Here is a 16094-nt window from a genome sequence, read left to right on the forward strand (position 1 = left end):
GTAACGCGATCAGGAGCAGAGCAGGCGGGCGATCGTCAGGTCGGTGATGAGGACGTTGACCCAGCCGCCCTCGATCGCGGCCTTGATCGCGGAGAGCTTGCGCATGCCGCCCGCGACCCCGACCCGGCGCTCGACGGCGCGGAAGGTCGGCGCGTCGATGCCGATGACGCGCTGGTCGAAGCCCGAGTCGACGGGTTTGCCCGTGGTGTCGAAGAAGTGCAGGCAGACGTCGCCGACGGCGCCGAGCCCGCGCAGCTCCTCCTGGTCGGCCTGGCTGACCGCGTTGCCGCTGCTGAGCAGCAGGGGCGAGGGCTCCAGGCTGCCGATGCCGACCAGCACGACGGTCAGGTCGTGCCACTGCGCCTGCACGTCCTTCACGCTGGGGTCCTCCAGCAGCGCGTCGCGGATCGCGGTGGTCGCGACCACGCCGGGCAGGGGTACGAAGATCGGCCGGGCGTAGGTGAGGTTGGCCAGGCGGGCGACCAGCCGGGTGGCGTGCACCTGCGCCTCGGGGCTGCCGACCCCGCCGACCAGCTGGATGACGCGGTCGGCGACCTGGGAGTTCTTCTGCGGCAGGCGTTCGACCGTGGCCAGCAGGGTCTCGCTCCAGGACGAGATGCCGATCACGTCGCCGCCGGTGAAGGTGACGCCGAGGTAGGCCGCGGCCGCCGAGGCCAGCGGCGGGATCACGTCGTCCTGGTAGTCCTCGACGTCCACGACCACGGCGTCGCGCAGCCCGTAGCGCCGCTGCAGCTCCTCCTCCAGCTCGGTGTGCACCCCTTCGGGGAGCGTGACCACCGTGCGGACCATGCCCCGCGTGACCGCCTCCTTGAGCAGGCGGGACACGCGGGGCTGGGAGATGTTGAGCGTGGCGGCGATCTCGGGCTGGCGCATGTTCTGCTCGTGGTACATGCGCGCGACCCGGGCCAGGAGGCGCAGGTGATCCTTGGTCGTGTCGCGCCTACGTTCCGCGTTCTGGACCACCGCGTACTCCTTTCTATTCACTCCTGAATGAAGCCTATTGTCCGAACCACCGTGGCGGAGACGCCGGCGGGGGTCACTTCCTGGCGAACACCCCGAACTCGTCGGCGTTGTCGGCAGTGACGAGCTCGCAGTCGATGGACTGCTTCTCGTCCTTGCCCGTCTTGCCGGTCTTGATGAACTGGTCGGCCTGGTCCACGGCGCTGGTGGCGCCGAGCGCGGCGGGCTGCAGCCCGGTGGCGTGCATCTCGCCCGCCTTGATGGCGGCGATGGCGTCGGGACTGCCGTCGAAGCCGACGACCACGACCTTCTTCAGCAGTCCCGCGGCCTTCAGCGCCGCGACCGCGCCCAGGGCCATGGTGTCGTTGCCGGCGATGACGCCCTGGATGTCGCGGCTCTTCTGGATGATGGTCTCCATCTTGGTGAACGCCTCCTGCTGGTCCCAGTTGGCGCTCTCCTTGGCCACCGGCTTCATGTCCGGGTACTGGGAGATCACGTCGGCGAAGCCCTTGGAGCGGACGCTGGCGTTGGTGTCGGACTCCTTGCCGACCAGCTCGACGTAGTTGCCCTTGCTCTTCATGGCCTCCACGAACGACTGCGCGACCAGCTGGGCGCCCTGGGAGTTGTTGGAGACGATCTGGGCCTTGGCGACGCCGGTGGCGTTGATCTCCCGGTCGATCAGGAAGACCGGGATGCCGCCCTGCGCGGCCTTGCGGACCGGCCCGATGGAGGCGTCGGCGCCCGCGTTGTCCAGGATGATCGCCTTGGCCTGGCGGGAGATGGCGGCGTCGATCAGCTCGCTCTGCTTGTTGGGGTCGTCGTCGTGGGAGGCCACGGACGTCTGGTAGCCGAGCTTCTCGGCCTGCGCCTTGGCCGCCTCGGCCTCGGCCTTGAAGAACGGGTTGTCGTGCGACGGGGTGATGATCGCGATCAGGCCGCCGGCGGCCGCGGCGCTGCTGCTGCCCGCCTTCGCGGTGCTCGCGGGCTGGTCGCCGCCGCCGCTGCCGCAGGCGGCGAGCGTGGTGCAACCGAGCAGGACGGAGAGTGCCAACGTGACGATGCGGGTGGGGGGCATGGTGTCTCCTTGTCGTTCAGTCGTGCTTCTTGCTTGCGGCGACCGCCGCCGCGGCGGCTCCCCGTCGCTTGAATCGCTGCTGGCCCTGGTCGAGCATCACGGCGAGGATGATGACCGCGCCCTTGATGAGGATCTGCCAGAACGTCGACACGCCCAGGATCACCAGGCCGTCGGCGAGGAAGCCGATGACGAACGCGCCGACCAGGGTGCCGCGCACCGTTCCCCGGCCGCCGCTGAGTGCGGCGCCCCCGATGACCACCGCCGCGATGGCGTTGAGCTCGTACGTCTCCCCGGCCTGCGGGGCGGCCGAGGTGAGCTCCGAGGCGATGATGAGCCCGGCGACCGCCGCGCAGGCGCCGGAGATCACGTACACGATCGTCTTGACCCGCCGGATCGGCACGCCGGACAGGTCCGCGGCCCGCTCGTTGCCGCCGGTGGCGTACAGCCAGCGGCCGAACGGGGACTTGGCCAGCAGCAGCACGGCCGCCACGGCCAGCAGGATCATGATCCAGATGGAGGTGGGCAGGCCGAGCGGCCGCCCGCTGCCGAGCAGCTCGAAGCCGGTGTTGCCGAGCGCCGGGTTGCCGCCCAGGTTGGGGTAGGTGGCGCCGTTGGAGATGAGCATCGCCGCGCCGCGGGCCACGTACAGCATGCCGAGCGTGGCGATGAACGGCGCCACGTTGAAGCGGGTGACGAGGATCCCGTTGATCAGGCCGACCGCCATGCCGACCGCGACGCACAGCACGATCACCACCCACACCGGCGGGTAGGCGATCACGCCGCCGACGTGCAGACCCTGTAGGAGCTCACCGGCGACCACCCCGGACAGGCCCACGATGGAGCCGACGGACAGGTCGATGCCGCCCTTGAGGATGACCAGCAGCATGCCGAGCGCGATCACGCCGTTGATGGCGACGTGCTTGGTCATCGTGATCAGGTTGGGGACGGTGAGGAAGGAGTCCGACAGCAGGCCGAAGATGACGATGAGCACGGCGAGCGCGATGAAGGCGCGCAGCTCGAAGGCCACGTTCAGCAGCGAGAGGCGGCGGGCCCGGGTGGCGGCCTGCTCCGGGGCCGCGGTGGTCGCCGTCGCCGTCATGACGAACCGTCCTGGGTTCCGCCGTCGGACACGCGCATCAGTTCCTCCCGGGTCAGCTCGCCGCGCCGAAACTCGCCGACGAGGGCGCCGCGGGCGAGCACGAGCAGCCGGTCGGGGATGTGCAGGGCCTCTTCGGCGTCGGATGTGGTGAACAGCACGGCCAGGCCGTGCCTGGCCTGGGCCGCCATCAGCTCGAAGATGTCGGCCTTGGCGCCCACGTCCACGCCGCGGGACGGCTCGTCCAGCAGCAGGACGCGCGGCCCGGTCAGGAGTGCCTTGCCGATGATCACTTTCTGCTGGTTGCCGCCGCTCAGCGACCCGATGGCCGCCTGGGCGCCGCTGGTCTTGACGGTGACGTCGGCGATGGTGCGGGTGACGGCGGCGCGCTCGCGCTCCTGGGAGACGAACAGGCCGCGGACGAACGTGCCGAGCGCGGACAGGGACAGGTTCTGCCCGACCGACATGGTCTGGACGAGACCGTCGCGCTGGCGGTCCTCGGGCACCAGCACCACGCCCCGCTCGATGCGGTCGCGGATCCCGGCCTCGTGCAGGGGCGCGCCGTCCAGCAGGACCTCGCCGGAGGACGGCCGCAGGCGGCCGGCCAGCGTCTCCAGCAGCTCGGTTCGCCCGGAGCCCATCAGCCCGTAGACGCCGACGATCTCGCCCGCGCGCACGCTGAGCGACAGCCCGTTCACGGCCAGCCGGTCGGGGACGGCCCGGTCGGCCACGGTGAGCCGGCGGACGGCCAGCGCTTCCTCGCCGAGCACCGGCTCCCGGCTGGGGAACAGCGTGTCCTGGTCGCGGCCGACCATCTGCTCGACGATCCAGCGGATGTCGACCTCATCGGCCCGGGCCGTGGCGACCAGCCGCCCGTCGCGCAGCACCACGACGTCGTCGGCGATCTCCAGCGCCTCGTCCAGGTGGTGGGAGATGTAGACGACGGCGACGCCCGCGGCGGTCAGCTCCCTGATCACCCGGAAGAGCACGTCGACCTCGGGCGCGGTCAGGGCCGAGGTCGGCTCGTCCATGATGAGGACGCGGGCCTGCTGCAGCAGCGCGCGGGCGATCTCCACCAGCTGCTGCTGGCCGAGCCGCAGGTCGCCGACGAGCCGGTCCGGGTCGACGTCCTCCTCCAGCCGGCGCAGGACCGCGGCCGTGGCCTCGCGCTGTGCCTTGCGGTCGATCGAGCCGTACGCGGTGCGGACCTCGCGGGCCAGGAACAGGTTGTCCTGGATGCTGAGGTTGGGGCACAGGCTGAGCTCCTGGTGGATGATGGAGATGCCCTGGTCGGCCGCGTCGCGGGAGGAGTGCAGCCGCACGGGCCGCCCGTCGAGCTCGACATGGCCGGTGGTGGGCCGCTCGATCCCGGCCAGGATCTTCATCAGGGTCGACTTGCCGGCGCCGTTCTCGCCGAACAGCGCGGTCACGCGGCCGGGCGCCACGTCGAAGTCGACGCCCTTGAGCGCGTGCGTGCCGCCGTACACCTTGGTGACCTCGCCGGCCCGCAGGACCGGGCCAGAGACGGGCGCGCTCATGAGATCGCCACCGGCGTGATCGTCACGGTCTGGGGTGTCAGCAGGGTGAACGCCCCGGTGACGGAGATCTGCTTGCCCTCCAGCCCGGCCGCGTCCAGCCCTTTGAGCAGTTTGTCGCGCAGCTGGTTGTTGAGGGCGGTGGCGGCGTCGGCGTACTCCACCTGGTTGGTGAACTGGCCGAACGTGATGAATCCCACCGCGTCGCGCAGCGCGGTGCCGTTGATGGCGGGTCCGGTCTGCACGGAGACCCGGGTGCCGTCCGGCAGGCCCTTGACGGTGACGGGCAGCAGCCCGGATTTGACCGCGCCGGCCTCGCCCGTCACCTTGACGGCGAAGGTGTAGGGGCCGGTGCCCTGGCGCTTGCCGTACTTCTGGCTCGCGGCGTCCTTGTCGGCGGCCAGGGCGTCGAGCAGGACGGGCAGGTCGACGGCGGCGCTCTTGACGGCGGGGACGATCTTGGCCTCGTAGTTCTGGGCCCCGAACGCGGCCGGGTCGAACTTCTTCGGAGCCGCCGCGGCCGCGGTCTCGGCGGTCCTGTACTCGGTGCTGACGGCCATGAGGACGACCAGCACGGCGACGGCCGCGGTGGTGATCCAGCGGATCGGGACGCGCCGACGGGGGGTCGGCGCCGTTGCTGTCATGTGCTGCTCCCTTCACCGGAGGGGCGGGATCTGCGCACGGCCTCGTGCCAGGCGGCCTTCCTGGCCGCGCGGTCCGTCTCGTCCAGGGCGGGCTCGAACCGGTCCGCGGGTCGCGGGCGCCGTTCCAGCTCGCCGAGCGTCCACAGCTTGGCCGCGAGCCCGGCGGCGTCGGCCACGCCGAGGCATGACAGGTCGTGCTCGCCGGAACGGGCGACGGCCCGGCCGCTGACGTCGGCCTGGAACTGCATCAAGCGGGCGCTGCGGATGAGCCCGCCGTCGGCCATGAGCACGCTCACCTGGCCGACGGCCTGATCGACGGCGGCCACCACGTCCTCGACCTGGAAGGCGACCGCCTCCAGGGCGGCGGCGACGAGCTGGGCCCGGCGGGTGGCGAGCGTCAGCCCGATGATGACGGGGCTCGCGTCCGGGTCCCACCAAGGGGCGCCGAGGCCGCCGAAGGCGGGCACGAAGTGGACGTCGCCCGGGTCTGCGGCCTCGGCCAGCAGCACGTCGGCGGGCACGTCGAACAGCTCCGCCAGCCAGCTGACGGTGCGGCCGGTCGCGCGGATGTTGCCCTCGACGGCATGAACAGGACCGTCCCCGAGGTCCCAGGCGATGCTGCGGCACAGGCCGGGCGCCTCCGGAGGGCCGCCGACGGCCATCACCGAGGAGCCGGTGCCGTAGGTGGCCTTCACCACCCCGGGCCGCCAGCCGGCGTGGGCGAACATCGCGGCGTGCGAGTCGCCCATGACCGCCAGCACCGGCACCCCGTCGGGCAGCGGCGCGAGGTCGCGGACGGCGGAGAAGGCGCCGCAGGAGGCGACCACCCTCGGCAGCACCTCGGCCGGCACCCCGAACAGCTCCAGCAGCCGCGGGTCCCACTCCCCGGTCCCGACGTCGAGCAGCTGGGTGCGCGAGGCGTTGCCGACCTCGATGACGTGCTCGCCGCCGAGGCGGCTGAGCAGCCAGGAGTCGACGGTGCCCAGGCACAGCTCGCCAGCCCGGGCCCGGCGCCGGTCCGGATCGTACGCGTCGAGCAGCCAGCGGGCCTTGAGCGCGGAGAACATCGGGTCCAGCGGCATCCCGCTCACCGACCGCACCAGGCCGGCGGCCCCGGTGGCGGCCAGTTCGTGGCACTGGGCGGCGGTGCGCTGGTCCTGCCAGCTGATCAGCGGCCCGACCGGCTCGCCGGTGCGGCGCTCCCACAGCACCAGCGACTCGCGCTGGTTGCTGAACCCCACGCCGGCGACCCGGGCGGCCTGCTCGGGGCCGACGCACTCGGCGACCGCCCGCCGCACGCTCTGCCACAGCTCGTCGGCGGACTGCTCCACCCAGCCGGGGCGGGGCTGGCTCTCGGCCACCGGTACGGCGGCGCGGGAGACGACGCGGCCGCCCTCGTCCACGAGCAGCGCCTTGGTGGAGCTGGTGCCCTGGTCGATGGCCAGGATGAGCGGGCTAGCCATGGCGCAGCAGGTCTTTGACGGCGCTGACGATGCCGTCGGCGGACAGGCCGAAGTGGTCGAGCAGGAAGGCGGTGTCACCGGTGGGGGCGAACACGCGGGGCACGCCGAGGATGCGCATGGGGACGGGGTGGCGGGTGACGACGGTGGCGGCGACGGCCGCGCCGAGCCCGCCGCTGATGGTGGCCTCCTCGGCCGTGACGATGCCGCGGGTCTCCCGCGCGGCGGCCACGATGGCCTCCTCGTCCAGCGGGTCGAGGAAGGGCATGTTGAGGACCCGCAGGTAGACGCCCTCCTCGCGGAGCCGGGCGGCCGCCTGCAGCGCGCGGGAGGTCAGCGAGCCGATGGCGATCACCGTGGCGTCGTCGCCGTCGGCGAGCAGCACCGCCCTGCGCGGCTCGAAGGGCGCGCCCTCGGGCGTGACCACGGGCACCTTGAACCGCGGGATGCGCACGTAGCTGGGCCTGCCGGAGGCCGCCGCCCAGCGGACGGCGGCGCGGGTCTGGACGGAGTCGGCCGGGACGATCACGTCGAGCCCGGCGACCGCGCGCATCCAGGACAGGTCCTCGATCGAGTGGTGGGTGGGGCCGAGCTCGCCGTAGGCCATGCCCGGGCTCTGCCCGCAGAGCACGACGTGCGCCTCGCTGTAGGCGACGTCGGCCTTGATCTGCTCCAGGGCGCGGCCGGTGAGGAACGGCGCCGCCGCGCACACGAACGGGATCTTGCCGGCGTTGGCCAGCCCCGCGCCGACTCCGACGAGGTCCTGCTCGGCGATGCCGACGTTGATCAGCCGGTCGGGGAAACGCTCCCGGAAGCCGACGAGGTTGCTGGAGCCCACGGAGTCGTTGCAGACGGCCACGATCCGCTCGTCCTCGGCGGCCAGGGCCAGGAGCTCCGCGGCGAAGTCCTGGCGGCAGTCGAAGGCGGTCTGCTGGTCGGTCACGGTCATCGTGCCAGCTCCGCGAGGGCCGCTTCGACCTGGTCGGGGCTCGGCACCTTGTGGTGCCACTCCACGCGGTCCTCCATGAACGACACTCCCTTCCCCTTGATCGTGTGGGCGATGACGGCGACCGGCCTGCCGGTCGACGAGCCGCTCATCGCCTGCAGGAGGGCGAGGTGGTCGTGGCCGTCGACCTCGCGTACCTCCCAGCCGAAGCTGCGCCATTTGTCGTCCAGCGCCCCCAGGGCGTTGGTGTCCTCCGTCCTGGCGCCCTGCTGCAGCCGGTTGCGGTCGATGACGGCGGTCAGCGACGACAGGCCGTGGTGGGCGGCCGCCATGGCCGCCTCCCAGTTGCTGCCTTCCTGCAGCTCCCCGTCGCCGAGCACGACGAACGTGCGCCAGTCCGCGCCGTCGAGCTTGGCGGCCAGCGCGCACCCGGTGGCCACGGGCAGACCGTGCCCGAGCGCGCCGGTGTTGGTCTCGATGCCGGGGACCTTGATGCGGTTGGGGTGACCGTTGAGCGCCGACAGCGGGGCCATGAAGGTGTCCAGCTCGGCATCGGGGAAGAAGCCGCAGTGGGCGAGGGTCGAGTACAGGGCGGCGGCGCAGTGTCCCTTGCTCAGCACGAAACGGTCGCGCCCGCTCCACCGCGGCCGTTCCGGATCGACGGACAACACGCCGTAGAAGCAGGTGACCAGGATGTCGGTGACCGACAGGTCACCCCCGACGTGCCCCAGCTGGGCACGGTCGATCATGCGGATGATGCTCCGGCGCACCTCCGTGGCCAGAAGCTCCAGCTCTGCGGCCGCGGCGTGCCGGTCGGCCCGGCGAATCCGCTCGGCCGCCTGACGATAGACGGCCGAACGCGTCGGATCGGCAGCGAGCAACGACATCACCGCGCCACGCCTTGAATATCTATTCCAATATGACTAGGCATATTTTGAAGCTAAGGCCGCCATCGCGTTCATGTCAATGAGGTGCGGAAGCTTGCGACTCGCCTGCTTCTTGACGGCTGTATGTCGCCGACGTTACATTCCGCTCGAATAGACAGGCGGTATTGAATAGCTATTCAATCGCCTCCAGCCCTCTGGAGAGGCAATGAACATCCCAAGCAAAGCGGCAGCTCTGGCAGCGTCTGCGCTGCTCCTGACCGCCTGCAGCGGCCGAGTCCAAGACAACACCAGCGCGACCAGCGGGGGGCAGGTCAAGCTGAGCTGGTGGATGGTCACGCAGAACGCGGACACGGCAAACGCCGCGTTCAAGTCGATTATCGGCGACTTCGAGAAGCAGAACCCGAACATCAAGGTAGATCTTCAGTACCGCGCGGTGGATGCGCACAAGGACGCGCTGCGCACCACGGCCGGCAGTAGTTCCGGCCCGGACATCTACTACAACTGGGCCGGGCCCGGCCTCGGCGGCGAGCTCGTCAAGTCGGGCGTGAGCCTCGATCTGGGCAAGTACTACCAGCAGTACAAGTGGGCCGACCGGTTCAACCCGTCGACCCTGGCGGCGTACAAGCAGTACGGCGGCTACCACGGCGTGCCCTGGACGCAGCGCACCGAGGTCGTCTACTACCACAAGGACCAGTTCGCCAAGGCGGGCATCAGCGCGCCGCCCACCACGTACCAGGAGTGGGCCACGGCGGCGCAGAAGCTCAAGGACGCCGGGCTCACGCCGATCACCATGGGCGGCAAGGACAACTGGCACGTCATGCGCCTGCTGGACACGTTCATCGAGACCAACTGCGGCGCCGAGCTGGGCGACAAGCTCAACACCCGCGCGACGAGCTGGGCCGGGCAGCCGTGTGTGGACAAGTCCTTCGAGCAGCTCAAGCAGTGGTCGGGCAACTACTTCAACAAGGGCTTCGCCGGCCTGCCGGTGGCCGAGGCGGGCGCGATGTTCCACTCGGGCAAGTCGGCCATGCAGCTCGAGGGTGACTGGTTCACCCAGCAGAACATCGACGCCGGCGACGACCAGAACAACGTGGGCGTCTTCCCGATGCCCACGGGCACCGACCGGCTCTACGGCTTCTCCGAGGGCATGTACATCAGCAAGTCGAGCAAGCACCCGGACGAGGCCGCCAAGTTCCTGGACTTCTTCACCTCCGCCGCCGTGGAGGGCAAGTACCTGGGCGTCTTCTCCTCGGTCCCGGTGAACAAGGACACCAAGGGCGCCAACCCGCTCGCGCCGATCAACACGCAGATCGCCGAGCTGACCGGCAAGGCCAAGGGGTTCTTCCTCAACAACGACCAGAACTTCCCCACCGACGTGACGACCGAGTACTGGCGCATCCAGAACGGGGTCACCAGCGGCTCGATCGCCCCCAAGGAGGCGGGCGCGCTGCTGCAGAAGTTCATCGACACCCATAAGGACTGACCAGCCGTGACCGGCCGGGGGGACCGCTCCCCGGCCGGTCCGATCACCCGAGGAGGAGCGGCCTTGGCCACCGTGTCCACCGCCCCGACCACGTCACGACCCACCCACCCCTCGCACCGCCCCCGCACGCCACGTCGCGGCCTGCCCGTCCTGGGCGCGCTGCCGTTCCTGGCGCCCGCGCTGGCGCTCTACGGGATCTTCCTGCTGTTCCCCATCGTCTCGGCGATCTACCTCAGCTTCGTGCGGTGGAACGGCTTCCCCACCGTGCCGCAGATCTGGGCGGGACTGGCGAACTACCAGGACATCTTCACCAACGACACGGTCTTCCACACCGCCCTGCGCAACAGCGTCATCTGGGTCGTGCTCTCGCTCGTCGTGCCCACGGTGCTCGCCCTGCTGCTCGCCCTGGCGCTCAACCACCGGCTCCTCGGCCGCAACCTGCTGCGCTCGGCGTTCTACATCCCGGCCGTGCTGGCCTCGATCGCCGTGGCGACCATGTGGACGTGGATCTACAACCCGAACTCCGGCCTGGTCAACAGCACGTTGACGTCCCTCGGCCTGTCGTCGTGGATCCAGGACTGGCTCGGCGACCCGCAGATCGCCCTCTACTCCGTCTTCGTCGCCTTCGTCTGGCAGACGACGGGCTTCTCGATGGTGCTGTTCCTGGCCGGGCTGCAGACGGTGCCGGCCGACCTGGTCGAGGCGGCCAAGCTCGACGGCGCCTCCGCCTGGCAGACCTTCCGGAACGTCACCCTCCCGGCGCTGCGGCCGACCTTCACCGTCGTCCTGGTGCTCACCGTGATCAGCTCGCTCAAGGTGTTCGACCTCATCGTCGGCATGACCAACGGCGGCCCGGCCCAGTCGAGCCAGGTGCTGGCCCTGTGGTCCTACAGCCAGTCGTTCATCAACCACAACTTCGGAGGGGGCAACGCGCTGGCCGTCGTGCTCCTCGTGATCACCCTGGCGCTCGTCCTGCCGTACCTGATGTGGACCTTGAAGGAGGACGAGCGATGAACGCGGTCCGCCGTGCCAACTACCCGCTCATCGGGCTGTGGATCGCGCTGGTCGTCTGCGCGCTCATCTGGCTCGCGCCGTTCGCCTTCATGGTGCTGACCTCGCTGAAGTCCACGGCCGACATCGGCCGCTCGTCCATCTGGGCGCTGCCGGAGGTGTGGCGGTGGGACAACTACGCCGCCGCCGCGGAGCGGGGCGAGCTGTGGACCGTGGCCAAGAACAGCGCCTACATCGCGCTCATCAAGGTGCCGCTCGGCCTGATGATCTCGGCCGCGGCGGCGTTCGCCATCGCGCGGCTGCGCTTCAAGCGGCAGCGGATCCTGCTCATCGTGATCACCCTGGGTGCGATGGTGCCGGTGCAGGTCGCCATCGCCCCGATGTTCACCACGCTGTCCAGCATGGGGCTGCTGAACTCCACGAACGGGATCATCCTGCCCTACCTGGCCTTCGGCATCCCGTCCCAGGTGTTCTTCCTGTACGGGTTCTTCCGCTCCCTGCCCCGCGAGCTCGACGAGGCCGCCCGCATCGACGGCTCGGGGAACTGGCGCCTGTTCGTACGGGTGATCCTGCCGCTGGCCAAGCCCGCGCTGGCCGCGCTGTTCATCCTGGACTTCGTCGCCACCTGGAACGAGTACGGGATGGCCCTGGTGCTGCTGCAGGACCAGGACGCGCGTACGGTGCCGCTGGCGCTGCAGGCCTTCCAGTCGCAGTTCGCCTCGAACTACGGGCAGCTCAACGCCTTCATCATCATGTCCATCCTCCCGGTCCTCATCGTCTATCTGATGTTCCAGCGCTTCTTCACACAAGGCGCCCTCGCCGGCGCGATCAAGGGATAGGAGACCATTCCGTATGGCAGCAGAACCACTGTTCGGCGCCGGGCTCTGGCACTTCGGGCAGTTCCGCGACCGCTACGCCACGGACGGGTACGGCCCGCCCGTCTCCACGCTGGAGGCGATCGACCGCGCGGGCCAGGTCGGCAGCCTGTCCGTGGTCGACATCAACTATCCCTTCAACCCCGCCGACCTCGACGTGGACCAGCTGGAAGACCGGCTGAAGGCCAACGGGCTGCGGGCCATCGCGCTGACGCCGGAGATCTACACCAGGAAGTTCGCCCGCGGCGGCTTCACCAACCCCGACCCCGAGATCCGGCGCGCGGCCATCGAGCTGGTCAGCGAGTCCGCCGACCTGGCCCGCCGCCTCGGCTGCGACTACGTCAAGCTCTGGCCCGGCCAGGACGGCTGGGACTACCCCTTCCAGGCCGACTACAAGGCGCTGTGGCAGATGTCCATCGACGCCGTCCGCGAGCTGGCCCAGCGCCACCCCGACCTGCGCTTCGCCATCGAGTACAAGCCGCGCGAGCCGCGTAACCGCATGACCTTCTCCTCGGCCGCCCGCACCCTGCTGGCCATCGAGAAGATGGACGTGCCCAACGTCGGCATCCTGCTGGACTTCGGCCACTCCCTGTACGGCCTCGAGTCCCCGGCCGACGCGGCCCAGCTCATCCTCGAACACGACCGGCTCTACGCCATCGACGTCAACGACAACTTCCGCGGCTGGGACGACGACATGGTCGTCGGCTCCATCCACCTCGTCGAGACCTTCGAGTTCTTCCACACCCTGCGCCAGGCCGGCTGGCAGGGCGTCTGGCAGCTCGACCAGTTCCCCTTCCGCGAGGACTCGGTGGAGGCCGCCCGCGCCGGCATCGAGGTCATGCGGACGATCTGGCGGGCCCTGCAGGTCCTCGACGTGGACGCCCTCGCCGAGGCCCAGGCCCGCCAGGACGCCCTGGCCGCGCAGCGCATCGCGCGCAAGGCGTTGCTCAGCGCCCAGGTGGACGGCTGATGGGCGACGTGACGCGCGTCGGGGGAGCCTGGCGCGAGGTGGAGATCACGCTCACCGCCTCGGCCGACCTCCCCGACGCCTACACCGCCGTCGAGGTGTGGGCCGACTTCACCCACGACACCGGGCTGTCCCTGCGCAGGCCGGCGTTCTACGACGGCGGCCGCACGTGGCGGATCCGGTTCAGCTCGCCGCTGGCGCACGGCCGCTGGCACTGGACCACCGACGCGTCCCTCGACGACCGCGGGCTTCGCGGGGCGTCCGGGATCATCGAGGTGGACGCCGCCGAACCGCCCGCGCACCGCTTCCGGAGGCACGGCTTCTGGACCATGTCGCCGGGCGGGCGCAGCCTCGTGCACGCCGACGGCACCCCGGCGATCATGGTCGCCGACACCGCCTGGGGCCTGCCCTGGCGGGCCACCGAGGAGCAGGTGCGCACGTACGCGGCCGACCGGCAGGCCAAGGGCTTCAACGCGGTGCTGCTGATGTCGGTCCAGCCCGACATGCGCGCCGTCGGCCCGCGCGACCGCTCCGCCGACGAGGGCTTCGACGTCGCCTTCGAGGACCTGCCCGGCGGGCACGTCAACGCGCTCAACCCCGCCTACTTCCAGTATCTGGACCGGCTCCTGGACATCCTGGCAGAGCACGAGATCGTGCCCGTGCTCCAGCCGGTCTTCCAGGGGTTCGGCTGGAAGGGGCTCGACGTGGCCGGCACGGTCGTACCTCCCGAGGAGTACGCCCGCTACTGCCGCTACCTGGTGGCCCGCTACGGCGCCCGCCCCGCGATCTACCTGGTCGGCGCCGACGGCTCCGGCCGCGAGCCGCAGATCGCGGCCGGCGGCGCCGAGGTCCACGCCTGGGACTGCTACGCCCAGCCCACCGGCATCCACTACCGCCCGCACGCCGACAACCGGGCCTGCCAGGACGCCGACTGGCTGGACTTCCAGTGGTGCCAGACCGGCCACGGCGGCGAGCACGTCCCCGAGCGGGTCGCGGTCATGCGGCGCGACACGCCCGTCAAGGCCGTCGCCAACGGCGAGCCCACCTACGAGCAGACCCGCAGCGTCACCAACGCCGCCGGCTGGTGGCAGGGCCACGAGGCGTGGAGCAACCTGTGCGCGGGCGGGGCCATGGGCGTGGTCTACGGCGCCGCGAACATCTGGCAGTGGAAGCTGCACGCCGACGAGCCCGGACACGCGCCGTACTTCCTGGCTCCGTCGGGCGGCTGGCGCGAGTCCCTCGACTTCGAGGGCTCCACGTACGTCGGGCTGCTCGGCAAGATCCTGGACGGCCTGCCCACGACCGACATGGAGCCGGACTGGGAGACGTTCATCAGCCCGCGCTCCCTGCGCGTGCCCGGCCGCCTGCACGTGGTCTACCAGGAGCACGGCGGCGCGCTGCGCCCGACGCGCGAGGACGGGCTGCCGACCGCCTACCGCGTCGTCGACCCGCGCACCGGCGACGTCGTCGCCAGAGGCCGGCGCCGGCCCGGCGAGGCCGTCGAGGACGAGCGGCAGGTGGCCCGCGTGGTCATCTTCTACGACGAATAAGACGAATGACCCGCCGCCACGCCTTGGAGGGGGCGTGGCGGCGGGGCCTCAGGCGATCGCCTGGTAGGCGGTGGTCCAGAAGTCCTTGTGGAGGCGGGGCGTGTGGACGGAGTCCATCGCGCTCTGGGTCAGCAGGATGCCGACCAGGTCCTCGGCCGGGTCGGCGTACCCGGTGGTGCCGAGGCCGCCGTCCCAGCCGAACTGGCCCGGCGAGGCCAGGTCGCGGCGGTGGGTGCGGACCGCCAGGCCGAACCCGTACCCGCCGTGCCGGCCGAAGTGGTCGCCGAACGCGTCCTTCTCGACCTTCTGCCCCGGCGTCAGGTGGTCCGTCGTCATCAGCTCGACCGAGGCCCGCGACAGGACGCGCGCGCCGCCGAAGGCGCCCTTGTCCAGGAGCATGCGGAAGAAGGCGTGGTAGTCGTCGACGGTCGAGACCAGCCCGTCGCCGCCGGCCTGGAAGTGCGGCGGGCGGCTGTATTTGCCGCTGGCGGCCTCGTCCCAGACGACCGGTTCGCCGTTCTCGGGGTTGTGCGCGTAGCTGGTGGGCAGGCGGTGGATCCGGTCGGCGGGCACGTGGAAGCCGGTGTCCTTCATGCCGAGCGGCCCGAACAGCCGCTCGCGCAGGAACTCCTCCAGCGGCTGCCCGCTCACCCTGGCCACGAGCACGCCGAGCACGTCGGAGCCGACGTGGTACTGCCACAGCTCGCCCGGCTGGCGCATCAGCGGCAGCGTGCCGAGCCGGCGGATCCACTCGTCCGGCCCGAAATCCGGCGAGGTGGTGTCCAGGCCGAGCTCGCGGATCGCGGTCTGGATCGGGTACGTGTCCGGCGCGGCCAGCACCACCCCGAACCCGAAGGTGAACGTCAGCAGGTCGCGCACGGTGATCGGCCGGGCCGCGGGGACCGTGTCGTCCAGCGGCGCGTCGATGCTCCTGAGCACCTGGCGGTCGGCCAGCTCGGGCAGCCACTCGTCGACCGGGTCGTCCAGCCGCAGCCGGCACTCCTCGACCAGGATCATCACCGCGGCGGCCGTGATCGGCTTGCTCAGCGACGCCATCCGGAAGAGCGTGTCACGCCGCATCGGCTCGGTGCCGCCCACGTGCAGGGTCCCCAGGGCCTCGACGTGCGTCTCGTCGCCCCTGCCGACCAGCGCGACCAGCCCGGGTACGCTCCCGGACCCGACATGTCCGGCCAGCACCTGCCGCATCCGGTCCAGCCCCGCCTGTGACAGGCCGGGCCGCTCGTGCACGTCCCACCGGCCCTTGGTGTCCCAGGTGCCCTTCATGTCCCAACTGGTGCTCGTGGACATCGTTCATCTCCCCGCGCTGCGTACGGCGTTCCCTCTTGCGAACACTGTACTCACAAGGAACAGTGTGCGCAACGGGGAAACGCCGGACGGGCGCGCGGGGCGGTCAGGCGATCCGGAGGCCCGCCGGGCTGAAGATCGACGCGGCGAGGCTCTGGACGAACCGAGCGAGCAGTGCCTCAAGGAGCATCATCGCGGCCTTGGCGAGCAGGGAGGCCAGGAATTCGGACAACTCTCTACCTCTTCGTTGAAACTACGCTTCAAGTCATATTGGGGTAG

Annotated in this window: 15 protein-coding genes; 5 read left to right on the forward strand and 10 right to left on the reverse strand. The window is 70.7% G+C overall.

The features are described from left to right. Positions 1-9: 9 nt before the first annotated feature. From AB0J87_RS29795 to AB0J87_RS29830, 8 genes are all read right to left on the reverse strand, one after another. Positions 10-984 carry a sugar-binding transcriptional regulator gene (locus AB0J87_RS29795; protein ID WP_350726117.1) on the reverse strand — a complete coding sequence of 325 codons (975 nt, stop codon included), beginning with the start codon at positions 982-984 and terminating at the stop codon, positions 10-12. A gap of 73 nt (positions 985-1057) precedes the next feature. Then, positions 1058-2056 carry a D-ribose ABC transporter substrate-binding protein gene (locus tag AB0J87_RS29800; protein ID WP_363970386.1) on the reverse strand — a complete coding sequence of 333 codons (999 nt, stop codon included), beginning with the start codon at positions 2054-2056 and terminating at the stop codon, positions 1058-1060. Between the two features lie 16 nt (positions 2057-2072). Beyond that, positions 2073-3155, reverse strand: coding sequence for an ABC transporter permease (locus AB0J87_RS29805; RefSeq protein WP_355197748.1), 1083 nt, complete (start codon positions 3153-3155; stop codon positions 2073-2075). Then, entirely contained in the window at positions 3152-4690 is a 1539-nt protein-coding gene (locus AB0J87_RS29810) for a sugar ABC transporter ATP-binding protein (protein WP_363970389.1), read from the reverse strand. Before AB0J87_RS29810 ends, AB0J87_RS29805 begins: the two co-directional genes overlap by 4 nt. Then, positions 4687-5331: a DUF2291 domain-containing protein gene (locus AB0J87_RS29815; RefSeq protein ID WP_363970391.1), complete on the reverse strand. Its 645-nt coding sequence runs from the start codon at positions 5329-5331 to the stop codon at positions 4687-4689. Before AB0J87_RS29815 ends, AB0J87_RS29810 begins: the two co-directional genes overlap by 4 nt. Beyond that, entirely contained in the window at positions 5328-6794 is a 1467-nt protein-coding gene (locus AB0J87_RS29820; RefSeq protein WP_363970393.1) for an FGGY family carbohydrate kinase, read from the reverse strand. Before AB0J87_RS29820 ends, AB0J87_RS29815 begins: the two co-directional genes overlap by 4 nt. Further along, on the reverse strand, positions 6787-7740 hold the full coding sequence (locus AB0J87_RS29825; protein WP_350726103.1) for a transketolase C-terminal domain-containing protein: 954 nt from the start codon (positions 7738-7740) through the stop codon (positions 6787-6789). The genes AB0J87_RS29820 and AB0J87_RS29825 overlap by 8 nt, the downstream gene beginning before the upstream one ends. Next, positions 7737-8624 carry a transketolase gene (locus AB0J87_RS29830; protein WP_363970395.1) on the reverse strand — a complete coding sequence of 296 codons (888 nt, stop codon included), beginning with the start codon at positions 8622-8624 and terminating at the stop codon, positions 7737-7739. Before AB0J87_RS29830 ends, AB0J87_RS29825 begins: the two co-directional genes overlap by 4 nt. 205 nt (positions 8625-8829) lie before the next feature. Here AB0J87_RS29830 and AB0J87_RS29835 point away from each other — a divergent pair, with 205 nt between their 5' ends. From AB0J87_RS29835 to AB0J87_RS29855, 5 genes are all read left to right on the forward strand, one after another. Continuing rightward, positions 8830-10107: an ABC transporter substrate-binding protein gene (locus tag AB0J87_RS29835; protein ID WP_363970397.1), complete on the forward strand. Its 1278-nt coding sequence runs from the start codon at positions 8830-8832 to the stop codon at positions 10105-10107. Positions 10108-10179: 72 nt separating this feature from the next. Beyond that, positions 10180-11121: a sugar ABC transporter permease gene (locus AB0J87_RS29840; RefSeq protein WP_357733646.1), complete on the forward strand. Its 942-nt coding sequence runs from the start codon at positions 10180-10182 to the stop codon at positions 11119-11121. Next, positions 11118-11957 (forward strand): carbohydrate ABC transporter permease, encoded by an 840-nt coding sequence (locus AB0J87_RS29845; RefSeq protein WP_350726097.1) that lies wholly within the window; start codon positions 11118-11120, stop codon positions 11955-11957. Before AB0J87_RS29840 ends, AB0J87_RS29845 begins: the two co-directional genes overlap by 4 nt. A gap of 13 nt (positions 11958-11970) precedes the next feature. Then, positions 11971-12963 carry a sugar phosphate isomerase/epimerase family protein gene (locus AB0J87_RS29850; RefSeq protein WP_350726095.1) on the forward strand — a complete coding sequence of 331 codons (993 nt, stop codon included), beginning with the start codon at positions 11971-11973 and terminating at the stop codon, positions 12961-12963. After that, positions 12963-14510 (forward strand): DUF4038 domain-containing protein, encoded by a 1548-nt coding sequence (locus tag AB0J87_RS29855; RefSeq protein ID WP_363970400.1) that lies wholly within the window; start codon positions 12963-12965, stop codon positions 14508-14510. The genes AB0J87_RS29850 and AB0J87_RS29855 overlap by 1 nt, the downstream gene beginning before the upstream one ends. Before the next feature lie 48 nt (positions 14511-14558). Here AB0J87_RS29855 and AB0J87_RS29860 read toward each other — a convergent pair whose 3' ends face one another. Together AB0J87_RS29860 and AB0J87_RS29865 are read right to left on the reverse strand one after the other, a co-directional pair. Continuing rightward, positions 14559-15818, reverse strand: coding sequence for a serine hydrolase domain-containing protein (locus tag AB0J87_RS29860; RefSeq protein ID WP_363970401.1), 1260 nt, complete (start codon positions 15816-15818; stop codon positions 14559-14561). A 103-nt stretch (positions 15819-15921) separates the two neighbouring features. Further along, positions 15922-16047 carry a hypothetical protein gene (locus AB0J87_RS29865; RefSeq protein WP_350726089.1) on the reverse strand — a complete coding sequence of 42 codons (126 nt, stop codon included), beginning with the start codon at positions 16045-16047 and terminating at the stop codon, positions 15922-15924. Positions 16048-16094 lie beyond the last annotated feature (47 nt).

The sequence above is a fragment of the Nonomuraea sp. NPDC049625 genome (genome assembly GCF_040675285.1).
In the GTDB taxonomy this organism is placed as follows: domain Bacteria; phylum Actinomycetota; class Actinomycetes; order Streptosporangiales; family Streptosporangiaceae; genus Nonomuraea; species Nonomuraea angiospora_A.